At 52.2% G+C, this 13,497-nt stretch carries 10 protein-coding genes; 4 read left to right on the top strand and 6 right to left on the bottom strand.

Translation table 11 applies throughout. The features are described from left to right. Positions 1–41: 41 nt before the first annotated feature. From F3J38_RS03735 to F3J38_RS03710, 6 genes are all read right to left on the bottom strand, one after another. Positions 42–1,748 carry a nitrilase-related carbon-nitrogen hydrolase gene (locus tag F3J38_RS03735; RefSeq protein WP_167135188.1) on the bottom strand — a complete coding sequence of 569 codons (1,707 nt, stop codon included), beginning with the start codon at positions 1,746–1,748 and terminating at the stop codon, positions 42–44. Continuing rightward, positions 1,748–3,241 (bottom strand): purine-cytosine permease family protein, encoded by a 1,494-nt coding sequence (locus tag F3J38_RS03730; RefSeq protein WP_167135186.1) that lies wholly within the window; start codon positions 3,239–3,241, stop codon positions 1,748–1,750. Before F3J38_RS03730 ends, F3J38_RS03735 begins: the two co-directional genes overlap by 1 nt. A 397-nt stretch (positions 3,242–3,638) precedes the next feature. Continuing rightward, positions 3,639–5,105 (bottom strand): pyridoxal phosphate-dependent decarboxylase family protein, encoded by a 1,467-nt coding sequence (locus F3J38_RS03725; protein ID WP_167135184.1) that lies wholly within the window; start codon positions 5,103–5,105, stop codon positions 3,639–3,641. 12 nt (positions 5,106–5,117) lie between these two features. Then, positions 5,118–6,500 (bottom strand): diaminobutyrate--2-oxoglutarate transaminase, encoded by a 1,383-nt coding sequence (locus F3J38_RS03720; RefSeq protein ID WP_167135588.1) that lies wholly within the window; start codon positions 6,498–6,500, stop codon positions 5,118–5,120. A gap of 215 nt (positions 6,501–6,715) precedes the next feature. Further along, positions 6,716–7,480, bottom strand: coding sequence for a prepilin peptidase (locus tag F3J38_RS03715; protein ID WP_167135182.1), 765 nt, complete (start codon positions 7,478–7,480; stop codon positions 6,716–6,718). A gap of 290 nt (positions 7,481–7,770) precedes the next feature. Continuing rightward, positions 7,771–7,980 (bottom strand): hypothetical protein, encoded by a 210-nt coding sequence (locus tag F3J38_RS03710; protein ID WP_034829841.1) that lies wholly within the window; start codon positions 7,978–7,980, stop codon positions 7,771–7,773. 529 nt (positions 7,981–8,509) lie between these two features. Between F3J38_RS03710 and arnB the strand changes: the two genes are divergently transcribed. From arnB to arnD, 4 genes are read left to right on the top strand one after another with little or no spacing between them, the layout of a single operon-like run. Further along, positions 8,510–9,646: a UDP-4-amino-4-deoxy-L-arabinose aminotransferase gene (arnB, locus tag F3J38_RS03705; RefSeq protein ID WP_167135180.1), complete on the top strand. Its 1,137-nt coding sequence runs from the start codon at positions 8,510–8,512 to the stop codon at positions 9,644–9,646. A 5-nt stretch (positions 9,647–9,651) separates the two neighbouring features. Next, positions 9,652–10,638 (top strand): undecaprenyl-phosphate 4-deoxy-4-formamido-L-arabinose transferase, encoded by a 987-nt coding sequence (gene arnC / locus F3J38_RS03700; RefSeq protein WP_167135178.1) that lies wholly within the window; start codon positions 9,652–9,654, stop codon positions 10,636–10,638. Continuing rightward, a complete protein-coding gene (arnA, locus tag F3J38_RS03695; RefSeq protein WP_167135176.1) occupies positions 10,635–12,614 on the top strand; it encodes a bifunctional UDP-4-amino-4-deoxy-L-arabinose formyltransferase/UDP-glucuronic acid oxidase ArnA in 1,980 nt (659 codons plus the stop codon). Before arnC ends, arnA begins: the two co-directional genes overlap by 4 nt. Continuing rightward, positions 12,611–13,495 (top strand): 4-deoxy-4-formamido-L-arabinose-phosphoundecaprenol deformylase, encoded by an 885-nt coding sequence (gene arnD / locus F3J38_RS03690; protein ID WP_167135174.1) that lies wholly within the window; start codon positions 12,611–12,613, stop codon positions 13,493–13,495. The genes arnA and arnD overlap by 4 nt, the downstream gene beginning before the upstream one ends. Positions 13,496–13,497 lie beyond the last annotated feature (2 nt).

Genomic DNA, 13,497 nt, shown 5'->3' with positions numbered 1-13,497 from the left:
CGTTGAAAACCACGACAGACATAACAGGCCGCTCCTTGTGTTTACTGGCTGGACGGCATGACCAGTGGGGTGTAATAGTGCGGCTGGCGCATCAATACCAGATCTTTTCGTCTTACCACATGATTAGGATATGCGGTTTCCGCTGACCCGGTAGTCACATCCAGCACCGCTAAGCCATCCGTGCCCGGCACTTTGATTTCGGTACGTGGAAACGCAAACGTATCCGGGCCAAACACACCGCTCAGCCCAAAACTCATGCTGGTCGCTGGCGTCCAGTTGGCAAAGGCCAGCCAGACATTGTTCTCGCCCGCGCGTACACGAGGTAATAACCAGTGATACGGGTCGGCGCCGCGCGGAATCGGCCAGGCGTGCGGGATCTCCGTCCCCGTATGCGCCATTGGAATTGGCGTGTTGAGCTGGGCGGGACAGGCGATGATGTCACATCCTTCCAGGGCAAGAATGCGTGCTGCCTCTGGTACCAGCAAATCTTCGCCCAGCAGAATTCCCACGCGTCCACAGGGTAGATCGCAGGTCACCCATTGATTGCCTGCACTGGCCCATTGCTTATCGTTTTCGCTGAGGTGAATTTGTCGATAGTGCGCGTTCAACCCCGCGCTGCTTACCAGCAGCGCACTGTTATAAAATTGCTGACCTTCGCACTCGGCAAATCCAGTTAACAACGCGATATCCAGCTCAATCGCCAGTTTTAACAGGCACTGAATCTGCTCATCGTTAATCGCAAGCGCATTGTTTCTGCCTTCACCGCCCGTCAACGCTCGCTCTGGCAAAATCAGCAGTTCAGCACCGCGTGCTTTGGCCTGCTCCGCCCAATGACGAATCATCAGCAGATTTTCGGAGATGTCACTGGCCGGATGAAACTGCGCTACAGCGATACGTGAATCTTTGGCGACAGGCAGGGGATCGCCGCCGTACAAGCCGAAGAAATCCTGTGGATTCCACACAAAGGTGTTGGTCATCAGGCGCTGATACAGCTCAGGACGTCGTTTGCGCAGTGAAGGATTCTCAACAGACAGCGTTAACTCGGCCGCTATCACCTCATCGCCACCATCACAGCTGGCCAGAATGATGCCGTTCTGGTCAACGATGCAACTGCCGCCACTAAACTGTACGCCACGCTCCCAGCCCCAACGGTTACTCTCAATCAGGGCGCAGCCATTTTCCCAGCCGCGATTTAACCAGTAGGGTGCGGGTGTCCGTTCGGCCAGCCAGTTACTGATATGACAGATAATTTGCGCACCACCCAACGCCGCCAGGCGAGCCGTTTCGATAAAGTGGATGTCCATGCAAATCAGCAGGGCGATGTTGCCGATTTCAGTAGCAAAGACCTGATGCCCGGCATCACCATTGGCGGCCCACTTGGGTTCAGAAATATAAGGGTGGGTTTTGCGATGAACGCCAATCACACCTTGCGGGCCGACTAAAACAGCACTGTTGTAATAGATGTCTGTAACAGGGTCGCGCTCTGGCATGCCAAACACCAGATAACAATGGTACTCACGCGCGATAGCGGCAAAAGCCTGACTGGTCGCGCCATCAGCCGTTTCTACAAAGGGCGCAACTTCCGCACGATCCTGCCAGCAATAGCCGGTTGTGGCCATTTCCGGCATGACAATCAAGCGGGCGCCATCACGGGCCGCCTGACTGGCAAGTTGCAGCAGACGAGCGACGTTTTCCTCTTTACGAAACTGCGTGGGTTCGAACTGGATTGTGGCAACGTTAACGTTCATTATTCGGCCTCCTTGCTCAGCATTGGATTAAGGACGGGCTTTGGTCCCTGATAAGCGTCAGACGGTTTCCACTCGGTCTGCATGTCTTGCGGGAACGTCTTGAAGTAATAGCGACCGCGTGTGGCGACGCTGATTGCAACGTGCAGCACCGGACCCACCAGCATGGCGATAAACGACGCGTAAACCATAGGATAAACACCGAGCACGCCCGCAGCACCGATGGCTACCGCAACGCAAAGGGCGATGACGCCGCTTGGGTTCCACATCCGCAGATACTCTTTGCGGAACTCGACAAAATCTGACGGCGCAAGGTGCAGCACTTTGCGGCACACATAGTAGTCAGCGAGGATAATGAACACCCAGGTATTGGTCAGAATGCCGGTAATCGACAGGAAAGTGCCGGTGTACTGCAGAATGTTGCAGACGTAGAACACCACGCCGAGCAACCAGACCAGCAGCATCCACCATTGACGGCCTGGACGATAGTTAAACGCCATATCCATGGTATTCGACAGTGCGATGGATCCTGAGTAGAGGTTCAGCACGTTGATACGAATCTGTGTAATCACAGCAAACAGCACGCCGGTCAGCCCAATAATCAGCGGGAAGACGAAGCCTGGATCTAATGCCAGTGACCACACATCCTGTCCCTGAATGTGTGGCATCAGGGTATAGGCCATAAAGGCGCCGAACAGCATCACCACCACAATCGGAAGCAACATCCCCAGCATAATGGTCGCCGTGCCTTTATGGCTGATACCAGGACGAGCGAAGCGGCCATAATCGGTGGCCATCAAGCCCTGAAACACAATCTGTCCATTGGCCATGTTCATCACCAGCCACAGCGTATTGCTGTCGACCTCCGCTTTAGGCTGCCAGCCACTGAAGCCCACAGACGGATAATGGTGCGTGAGTTGCCAGATGCAGAAACCGAACAGCAAGATGAAGATCGGCACGCCCCAGGTTTGCAGGAACTGCATTGATGACATGCCTTTCCACACAAACCAGATTGCTGCTAATCCCATTAATGCAAAAATCGCAATGCCGGTAATGGAGTTAACCGGGACGCCCGCGTAGTTCGCAATGGCATGCGAAACGATGGTGCCTTCGAACAAGAAGTAAAAGATGAAGTTGATGGCATAGATTAGCGAGGTAAAAGCCGACCCCATATATCCGAAGCCCAGGCCTCGTGTCATCAGATTGAGCGACAGGCCTTCTTTACTGGCCATTTTCATAATGCAGGAGCCGATTATGGTGGCAAACACCACCATATAGCCGATAGGTAACAGCAGCAGCGGCCAGCCGACCTGATAGCTCATATCCGCGCCGAGGCTGAACCAAAACATGGCGGTCGAGTTTCCCAGTAACACTAAAATGATGGCCGGGATCGGCCAGCGATAGTGGGAGGGAACACGCCCAACGGCATAATCTTCCACTGCTTCCGCTTCGGTGATGTCTTGAGGTCCCTGAAACCACGCTTTTAACTTGCTCATATTTTACTCCAATAAAAAAAGCCCCGCCGACAGCATTGCCGGTGGGGCTTCTTCGCCTGAATTCGATGTATTGGAGTGGCACAGTGCCACAAACCGCTTACCAGACTTCGGCGCCTGTTCCTGACGTGCAGGATGCGGTAGACAGAAATAAGCAATTACCGTGCCAGAGGGTAATTGAAGGTGTTTCAACACCTGATAGGCCGTATTCCACGTAAATGAGCCTTATTACGGTGCAACTTGCACCATCATTGATCGTGCTAACGTTTTCTGCCAAACATGCAAATGGGTTGTTATCCGATAGGAATGAGTGAGCAAAGATGAGCGGGCTGAGCAATCGACAGGCAATAAAAAAGCCGATGACTGTTTTCAGTCACCGGCTTTATCGAACGCAGCGAAATTATGCGTTCAGCAGCTGATTTGCGGTTTTCTCAACCAGAGCCAGCAGGACTTTGATGTCTTCCAGCGTCACGGTTGGGTTCAGCAAAGTCAACTTCAGGCAGGTCACACCTTGGTGCTCCGTCACACCTACGTTGGCGCGACCAGAGTCCAGCAGTGCATCGCCGATACGCTGGTTGAACAGGGCAATCTGCGCGATGTCGGTCAGTTGCTCTGGACGATAGCGGAACAGCACGCTTGCCAGTTGTGGCTGCATCACCAGCTCAAGGCGTGGTTCTGACGCAACAAACTTCGCCACTTCCTGTGCCAGCGTCACACCGTGATCGATGATCGCGGCATACTGTTTCTGACCCAGAGCTTCCAGACCCATCCACAGTTTCAATGCATCGAAACGACGCGTGGTTTGCAGAGATTTTGATACCAGGTTAGGAACACCGGCTTCTTCATCGAACTCAGAGTTCAGGTAAGCCGCCTGATAACGCATCAGTTCATAATGACGCTCATCTTTTAGCAGGAATGCGCCACAGCTGATGGTCTGGAAGTATTGTTTGTGGAAGTCCAACGTCACGGAATCCACTAACTCCAGGCCATCAAGGTAGTCACGATACTTCTCAGACAGCAACAGTGCGCCGCCCCAAGCTGCATCGACATGCATCCAAATATTGTGCTCAGCCGCGATGCCCGCGATTTCGCGCAGTGGATCAATTGCGCCTGCATCAGTAGTGCCTGCCGTCGCGACAATCGCCAGAATCTGCTCGCCATTGGCTTCGGCCTGCGCCAGTTTGGCTTTCAGGTCGTTAACGTCCATGCGTGCGTACTGATCAGACTTCACTTGCACCACAGAATTGTAGCCGTGGCCAAGCAGTGCCATGTTTTTCTGCACTGAGAAGTGCGCATTCTCAGAACACAACACTTTGATCTTACGCAGATCGCCAGTGATGCCGTCTAACTGCACTGAATGACCTTGACGCTGATAGAACGCATCACGCGCCAGCATCAAACCCATCAGGTTGCTTTGTGTGCCACCACTGGTGAACACGCCAGCATCACCTGCTGGGTAACCCACCTGTGCACGCAACCATTCGATCAGTTTGACCTCAATGATGGTGGCAGAAGGGCTCTGATCCCATGAGTCCATACTCTGGTTAGTTGCGTTGATCAGCACTTCTGCGGCCTGGCTTACCACCAGGCTTGGGCAGTGCAGGTGCGCCACACATTGTGGGTGGTGCACTGACAGGCTGTCTTTCAGGAAATACTCAATCGCGCGTTCAATCGCGGCCTGGTTACCCAGGCCGTTTGGATTGAAGTCGAGCGTGATACGCTCGCGCAGTTCGGCAACGCTTTTGCCTTGATACATCTCAGGCTGTTGCAGCCACTGCACAACCGCGGCGCTGCTTTGGGCAATCGCCTGCTGGTACGCCTCAATGCTCTGTGCAGAGGCGGCCAGAATCGGGTTTACTTCAGACATTTACTCTTCCAATCAAACAGGTTTGATGCCAGCGCCAATCAGCGCCTGCTCAAATTTATCCAGGAAAATCGCCAACTCTTCATTGGTGATCAGCAGTGACGGCAACAGACGCAATACTGCACCATGACGTCCGCCACGCTCCAGAATCAGACCTGCTTCGAAGCACTTCTTCTGCAGCAGTGCAGAGAGCTCGCCATCAGCTGGCAGGCTGCCCATGTGGTCAGCCGCTTCGTTTGGTTTAACGATCTCAATACCGATCATCATACCCAGACCGCGAATGTGACCGATGACTGGGAAGCGCTTCTGCATTTCAGCCAACTGCGCTTTCAACCATTCGCCTTGTTCTGCCACTTTCCCGGCAATGTTTTGCTCGGTCAGGACTTTCAAGGTTGCCAGACCGGTTGCCATCGCCAATTGGTTACCGCGGAAAGTACCGGTGTGGTGGCCAGGTGACCAGGCATCAAATTGCTTTTTGATACCTAATACAGCCAGTGGCAAACCGCCGCCTACCGCTTTAGACATCACGATGATGTCTGGCTCAATGCCAGCGTGTTCGAAGGCAAAGAATTTACCGGTACGAGCAAAGCCAGCCTGTACTTCGTCCAGGATCAGCAGAATGCCATGTTCCTGAGTCACTTTACGGATGCGTTGCAGCCACTCAACCGGAGCCGGGTTCACGCCGCCTTCACCCTGAACCGCTTCCAGGATGACAGCCGCAGGTTTACGTACGCCGCTTTCAACGTCGTTGATCAGGTTTTCGAAGTAATAGGTCAGTGCTTTAACACCGGCTTCTCCACCGAGACCCAATGGGCAACGGTACAGGTGCGGGTAAGGCATGAACTGCACTTCTGGCATCATGCCATTAACGGCTTCTTTCGGCGAAAGGTTGCCGGTAACCGCCAATGCGCCATGGGTCATACCATGGTAACCGCCTGAGAAACTGATAACGCCACTGCGACCAGTGACTTTCTTAGCCAGCTTCAGGGCCGCTTCAACGGCATCTGCACCGGAAGGACCGGTGAATTGCAGGCAGTACTCTTTACCCTGGCCAGGCAGCAGCGAGAGCAAAGACTCAGAGAATTGATCTTTCAGAGGTGTCGTCAGATCAAGAGTATGTAACGGCAAGCCGCTGGTAATGACATTTTGGATGCTCTGCAGAACATCAGGATGGTTATGACCAAGTGCCAGCGTCCCTGCGCCAGCCAGACAGTCAAGATATTGTTTGTTCTCAACATCTGTGATCCACACACCATTGGCTTTGGCAATCGCTAAAGGCAATTTGCGCGGGTAACTCCTGACGTTTGATTCAAACTCAGCCTGACGGGCTAAGAATGCGTCGTTGTTTCCGTTGAATGAATTGGCACCAAAAGTATCAATACGGACTTTATCCGTCATCATATCTCTCCTTCAACCGGGGCTCACACAGGCTGGCCGATTGACTAGTTGAACAAAAAAGTATCAGTGGTTTAAAAAACGCGGCCAATATAGAGCCTTTTGACGTACATCACAATGATTAATTTTGTTTAGAATTGTTTATTCTTTTCATATAGGAATCAGGGCGTTGGCCACTAATTGGCCGGCTATTTTAGCGCCAGCCTATGAGCTGGTTATTAAATAATCGTGTTAATAAAAAGACTTATGCCCGCCAGGGCGATCCACGGGCCAAATGCGAGAGGCTGATTGAGGTCACGTTGCCAGCAAATTTTGGCGAAAAAAATCGCTAACATCGCGCTGCTACAAGCCAAAAAAAGCATCAAAGGCAAAAGCTCCCACCCCAGCCATGCACCCATTCCGGCAACCAGCTTCACATCCCCCATACCCAGCGCGGCAATCCCTTTAATCCATTGATAAACATGGAGAAGAATCCATAGCGAACCATAGCCTGAGATGGCACCGAACACCGCATCAGACAATGAACCGGGTATCCATTCCATGGCTTTAAACCACAGTCCCCACCATAACAGCGGCAAGGTGATCACATCTGGCAACAGAAAATGTTCGTAATCGATGATCGCGACGGTGAGCAGCAGCCAAAAAAGCAGGAGTGCGGCGAGCAATGATCTTTCAACTGGGAGGAGTGCAACGAACAATAGGCTGATTGCTGCACAGGTAGCCTCTGTTAAGGGATAGCGCAGGCTGATAGCACAATGGCAAAAATGACACCGACCACGGAGTAATAGCCAACTTAAAACGGGGATATTGTCTCGCCAGCGCAGACAGTTGTTGCACGTCGGACAGTGTGAAGCCGGTTGCCATAACCCCACGCCGTTGCCTGGTTGTAAAATCTGCAGAGGTACGCGATGAATAACGACATTAATAAAGCTACCGATGCTTAAGGCTATCACCGTTGCCAGCATCCACAGTATCCACTCCATGTTGACCTCTTGTTCCTTTCCGGTTTTATCGAAAAGAAACCTACGCCTGAAGAAGAAAGGTGGCGAGTAGCTGCGGAGTATTACCCTGTGTTTCATCGCGTTTCATGAGCGGTATTCAGGCGATGAAGAGGCATGCCCGTCCCGATTCATCGCTGGGAGGATGAGTGCTTTAACCTATCAACCGCTGAAAGAGGCGATGCAGAGTGGCTGGAGTGAAGTAGAGTTCGTTGTGACCATAGATGTGTGTAATGAAAAACGCACCGCTTAAACGGCTAACAGCAGTCAAGGCATCATGACTGCTGTTTGAACATCTGGATGGCTTCCTGCACGTTACTTGTCGCCAGTGACATCACACGGTCATTATTGAGAAACACGTCATAGTGACCTGCATTGTAGCGGAAGACATAGAGGTCTCCGCGGAAACGTAACCCTTTGGTTTTCACTCCAATATGATGGCGACGTAGGGCAGCCTGCGCCAGTCTGTCAGCTCCGGTATTCATCTTAATCTCCCCTCCATTCGTTTGAACGCCAATATCCCGACATAGAGTATGGTTTGAAGCTTAGCTTAACCTTAAGAACCGTGCTGCGAGTTTGCTAACAGACTGTTTCTTTGTCATTTTTCCTTCATCTCCACGCTTCAATTTTTGGCGTTCAAAAAAACAGCAAACGAAATGTTTCACGTATTTAGTCATATTGATGAAACTTTGGTGACGACTAAATAGCGAGACAAGACGGTTGAGCGTACATCTTCTACCAATCCTCAACATTTAAGAGAAAAGCCAGCTTGCGCGTCACCCATTTAATGTTCAGTTAAGTTTTCATCCGTATTTTGTTCTACGGGCAATAAGACAGGTGTGCTTAAGTTTTTTGCTGTAGGTTAAAAAATTAACACTTAGTGCTATCAAAACTTTTATGTGTAATCTAAGTTTAAACAGCAAGTTACTGAATGTTTTTATGGATCTGAATCACTGCACACTGCAATTGGTCCTATTGCAGGCAATTTTAGGTTTCAAACGTTAAGGTAAACTTATGACTTTTCTTCCATTCTCGCGCCCCGCTTTGGGCGAGGAAGAGTTAGCGGCAGTAAAAGAGGTTTTTGAATCAGGTTGGATCACCACCGGCCCCAAAAATGCGGCCTTGGAACAAGCCTTTTGCCAGTTAACCGGCAATCAACATGCGATTGCTGTCAGTTCCGCCACGGCAGGCATGCACGTCACACTCCTCGCGTTAAACATTCAGCCTGGTGATGAGGTGATCACGCCTTCACTGACGTGGGTGTCCACCATCAACATCATTACGCTGCTGGGTGCAACGCCAGTGATGATTGATGTTGACCGCGATACCCTAATGGTCACGCCTGAGCAAATAGAAGCGGCCATCACACCGCGGACGCGTGCCATCATTCCGGTGCATTATGCCGGCGCACCCGCCGACATTGACGCCATTCGCGCCATTGGTGAACGGCATGGCATCGCAGTGATCGAAGATGCAGCGCACTCTGCAGGTTGTTATTACAAAGGTCAGCATGTCGGTAATAAGGGCACGGCTATTTTTTCTTTCCATGCCATTAAAAACATGACCTGCGCGGAAGGTGGCTTGATAGTTACCGATGACGCTGAGCTGGCCGACCGCATGCGCAGCCTGAAATTCCACGGCTTGGGTGTTGATGCGTATGACCGTCACACGCATGGACGTAAACCGCAGGCTGAAGTCATTATGCCTGGGTTTAAATACAACTTGCCCGACATCAGCGCTGCCATCGCACTGGTTCAGTTAAACAAACTGCCCGCCATCAATGCACGCCGTGCAGAGATTGCCCAACGTTATTTGAACGAACTGGCTGATACGCCGTTCCTGCCGTTGGCTCAACCTAAGTGGGCGCATCAGCACGCCTGGCATTTGTTCATCATTCGTGTTGATGAAGCGCAGTGTGGACTGAGTCGCGATGCCTTGATGGAAACGCTTAAAGCACAAGACATCGGCACCGGCTTGCATTTCCGCGCGGCACATACCCACAAATATTATCGCGAACGCTACCCACAGCTTTCCCTGCCCAACACGGAATGGAATAGCGATCGTATCTGTTCAATACCGTTGTTCCCTGATATGAGCGATGAAGATGTGACAAGAGTCATTCGCGCACTGCGTCAGATCGCTGGAGTTTGATTGAGATGTTGGAAGAAAAAGCCATTCGTAAAGTCTCCGTGGTGATCCCGGTCTATAACGAACAGGAAAGCCTGCCTGAGTTGGTGCGTCGCACCGATGCGGCCTGTGCGGTTCTGAACCTTGAGTATGAAATTTTGCTGGTGGATGACGGCAGTAGCGATCGTTCAGGCGAGATGATTGCTGATGCCGCCGATATGCCAGGCAGCCATGTCGTGGGTGTATTGCTGAACCGTAATTATGGCCAGCACTCCGCGATCATGGCGGGTTTTAGCCATGTATCGGGTGATTTGATCATCACTCTGGATGCTGACTTACAAAATCCTCCCGAAGAGATCCCCAATCTGGTGAAAGCGGCCCAGCAGGGATATGACGTGGTGGGTACCGTTCGTCAGAATCGCCAAGACAGTTGGTTCCGCCGTCGCGCTTCGCGCACGATTAACCAGCTGATTCAGCGCGTCACCGGTAAAGCGATGGGCGACTATGGCTGCATGTTGCGTGCCTATCGCCGCCACATCGTGGATGCCATGCTCAACTGCCACGAACGCAGCACCTTTATTCCCATCCTCGCCAACACTTTCGCACGCCGTACCATCGAATTGCCGGTGGCGCATGCAGAACGTGAATTTGGTGACTCAAAATACAGCTTTATGAAGCTGATAAACCTGATGTATGACCTGGTGACCTGTCTGACCACCACGCCGCTGCGTCTGCTGAGTATTGTCGGCAGCCTGATTGCTCTGGCGGGGTTTGCCTTCTCATTGGTTTTGATTGTCTTACGACTGTTCCTCGGCGCCGATTGGGCTGGAGACGGTGTGTTCATGCTGTTCGCGGTGCTGTTTATCTTTGTCGGCGCGCAATTCATCGGCATGGGCCTTCTCGGCGAATATATTGGCCGAATCTATAACGACGTACGCGCCCGTCCGCGCTATTTCATTCAACGTGTTATTAACTCGCAGAAAGATGCCTCATCTGTACAGGAAATTGAGCAATGAAAACTATCGTCTTCGCCTATCACGATATGGGCTGTGCTGGCATTACTGCGCTGTTGAATGCAGGCTTTGAAATCAGTGCGATTTTTACTCACGCTGACTCGGCTGCGGAAAATCACTTCTTTGGTTCTGTGGCGCGTCTGGCGGCTGAGCAGGGCATTCCCGTTTATGCACCAGAAGATGCCAACCATCCTCTGTGGGTGGATCGTATTAAAACCATGGCACCGGATTACATCTTCTCGTTCTACTACCGCAATCTGTTGAGTGACGATGTTCTCAGCAGCGCGCGTCTGGGTGCTTTTAATCTGCATGGTTCATTACTGCCAAAATACCGTGGTCGTGCCCCGCTGAACTGGGTGCTGGTAAATGGTGAGAAAGAAACCGGTGTGACACTGCACCGCATGGTGAAACGCGCGGATGCTGGTGACATTGTTGCCCAGTTACGTGTTGCCATTGAAGAGCAGGACAATGCGTTAACCCTGCATCGCAAATTGGTGACCTGCGCGACCCAGGTGCTGGAGCAAGCGCTGCCTGCGATGAAACGGGGTGACATCGCGACGACACCACAGGATCAAAGCCAGGCTACCGTTGTAGGACGCCGTACACCAGAAGATGGTCGTATTCAGTGGGAGCAGCCTGCGCAATCGATCAATAACCTAGTACGTGCGGTCACAGACCCATGGCCGGGTGCGTTTGCCTATGCTGGAACCGTGAAATTTGTGGTGTGGAAAGGGCGTGTGCATGCGGATGCGCCTCAGGCTAAACCCGGTACGGTTATCTCGGTGGAACCTTTCCTGATCGCTTGTGGTGAAGGTGCATTGGAAGTGGTCACCGGCCAAAGTGAAAACGGCGTTTACATGAACGGCAGCCAGTTGGCCCAGAGCCTGGGTATGGTACCGGGCGCGCTGCTGTACTCGCAGCCAGTCGCGGCGATTAAACGTCGTACCCGCGTACTGATTTTGGGTGTCAACGGTTTCATCGGTAACCATTTAACCGAGCGTCTGCTGCAAGACGATAATTTCGAAGTGTACGGTCTGGATATTGGATCTGATGCGATCAGCCGCTTCCTCGATCAACCCCGTTTCCACTTTGTTGAAGGCGATATCAGCATTCACTCTGAGTGGATTGAATATCACATTAAGAAATGTGATGTGGTGTTACCGCTGGTGGCGATTGCGACCCCAATTGAATATACCCGTAACCCGCTGCGCGTATTCGAACTTGATTTTGAAGAGAACCTCAAGATCATCCGTGATTGCGTGAAATACAAAAAGCGCATCATCTTCCCATCAACGTCTGAAGTGTACGGTATGTGTACCGACAAGCATTTCGACGAAGATCACTCCAACCTGGTGGTGGGCCCCATCAACAAGCAGCGTTGGATTTATTCGGTATCCAAACAGCTGCTGGACCGCGTCATCTGGGCGTATGGCGAAAAAGAGAACCTGCGCTTCACGCTGTTCCGTCCGTTTAACTGGATGGGCCCGCGTCTCGACAACCTTAACGCTGCACGTATCGGCAGTTCACGTGCCATCACCCAGCTGATTCTGAATCTGGTGGAAGGCTCGCCCATCAAACTGATCGATGGTGGCGCGCAGAAACGTTGCTTCACCGACATTCGTGACGGTATCGAAGCTTTGTTCCGCATCATCGAGAACAAGAACAACAACTGTGACGGTCAGATCGTCAACATCGGCAATCCTGAGAACGAAGCAAGCATTAAAGAGCTGGCAGAGCGTTTGCTGGCAAGCTTTGAGCGTCACCCACTGCGCGATCGTTTCCCACCTTTTGCAGGTTTCCGCGAAGTGGAGAGCAGCAGCTATTACGGCAAAGGTTACCAGGACGTAGAGCATCGTAAGCCGTCAATCAAAAATGCGCGTCGTCTGCTGGATTGGACACCGACCATTGAGATGGATACCACCATTGATAACACGCTGGACTTCTTCCTGCGCACGGTTGAGTTGCAGGATAAGCCATGAAGAAAATTGGTTTGCGCGTAGATGTAGATACCTGGCGTGGTACTAAGCTCGGTGTCCCAGCCTTGCTGGAACAGTTCAGCATGCATCAACTGCAGGCCAGTTTCTTCTTCAGCGTAGGGCCGGACAACATGGGGCGCCACTTGTGGCGCCTGATGAAGCCGCGTTTCTTATGGAAAATGCTGCGTTCACGCGCAGCATCACTCTACGGCTGGGATATCTTGCTGGCAGGCACGGCGTGGCCAGGGCGCGAAATTGGTCGTGGACTGGAAGAGATCATCAGCGCCACTGCGGACCATCATGAAGTCGGTTTACATGCGTGGGATCACTTTGCCTGGCAAACTTGGGCAGGCGTGTGGCCAGAAGATAAACTGCATGAGCAGATTGCGCGTGGCAAAGCGGCGCTGGAGGCGATCATTGGTGACAATGTCACCTGTTCGGCCGTGGCGGGATGGCGCGCCGATGGTCGTGTGGTGGCTGCTAAACAGAAATTTGGCTTCCACTACAACAGCGATTGCCGTGGAACTGGACCCTTTTTACCGCGACTGCGTGACGGCAGTTTAGGCACCGTGCAAATCCCTGTGACATTACCCACATGGGATGAAGTGGTCGGCCAATCCGTCAGTGCAGCGGGATTTAACGATTACATCCTTGAGCAAATGCATGCGGCGCAGGGTTCGCCAGTCTATACCATTCATGCCGAAGTCGAAGGGATTGTCGGTTCGCGTGCGTTCGGCGAATTGTTAACGCGAGCAGAACAGCAAGGTATCCGCTTCTGTCCGCTCAGTGAGCTGCTACCCGATGATCTCAGCACGCTGCCAGAGGGCAATCTGGTTCGTGGGCACATTCCCGGACGTGAAGGTTGGCTGGGCTGTCAGAACTGAGT

The organism is Candidatus Pantoea formicae (assembly GCF_011752625.1).
Classification (GTDB): Bacteria; Pseudomonadota; Gammaproteobacteria; order Enterobacterales; family Enterobacteriaceae; genus Pantoea; species Pantoea formicae.
This window is presented reverse-complemented; position numbering and strand designations above follow the sequence as displayed.

Excerpts from the sequence above, each read along its gene's own strand:
- F3J38_RS03735 (WP_167135188.1), bottom strand. The coding sequence starts at position 1,748 with ATGAACGTTAACGTTGCCACAATCCAGTTCGAACCCACGCAGTTTCGT.
- F3J38_RS03730 (WP_167135186.1), bottom strand. The coding sequence starts at position 3,241 with ATGAGCAAGTTAAAAGCGTGGTTTCAGGGACCTCAAGACATCACCGAA.
- F3J38_RS03725 (WP_167135184.1), bottom strand. The coding sequence starts at position 5,105 with ATGTCTGAAGTAAACCCGATTCTGGCCGCCTCTGCACAGAGCATTGAG.
- F3J38_RS03720 (WP_167135588.1), bottom strand. The coding sequence starts at position 6,500 with ATGACGGATAAAGTCCGTATTGATACTTTTGGTGCCAATTCATTCAAC.
- F3J38_RS03715 (WP_167135182.1), bottom strand. The coding sequence starts at position 7,480 with ATGGAGTGGATACTGTGGATGCTGGCAACGGTGATAGCCTTAAGCATC.
- F3J38_RS03710 (WP_034829841.1), bottom strand. The coding sequence starts at position 7,980 with ATGAATACCGGAGCTGACAGACTGGCGCAGGCTGCCCTACGTCGCCAT.
- arnB (WP_167135180.1), top strand. The coding sequence starts at position 8,510 with ATGACTTTTCTTCCATTCTCGCGCCCCGCTTTGGGCGAGGAAGAGTTA.
- arnC (WP_167135178.1), top strand. The coding sequence starts at position 9,652 with ATGTTGGAAGAAAAAGCCATTCGTAAAGTCTCCGTGGTGATCCCGGTC.
- arnA (WP_167135176.1), top strand. The coding sequence starts at position 10,635 with ATGAAAACTATCGTCTTCGCCTATCACGATATGGGCTGTGCTGGCATT.
- arnD (WP_167135174.1), top strand. The coding sequence starts at position 12,611 with ATGAAGAAAATTGGTTTGCGCGTAGATGTAGATACCTGGCGTGGTACT.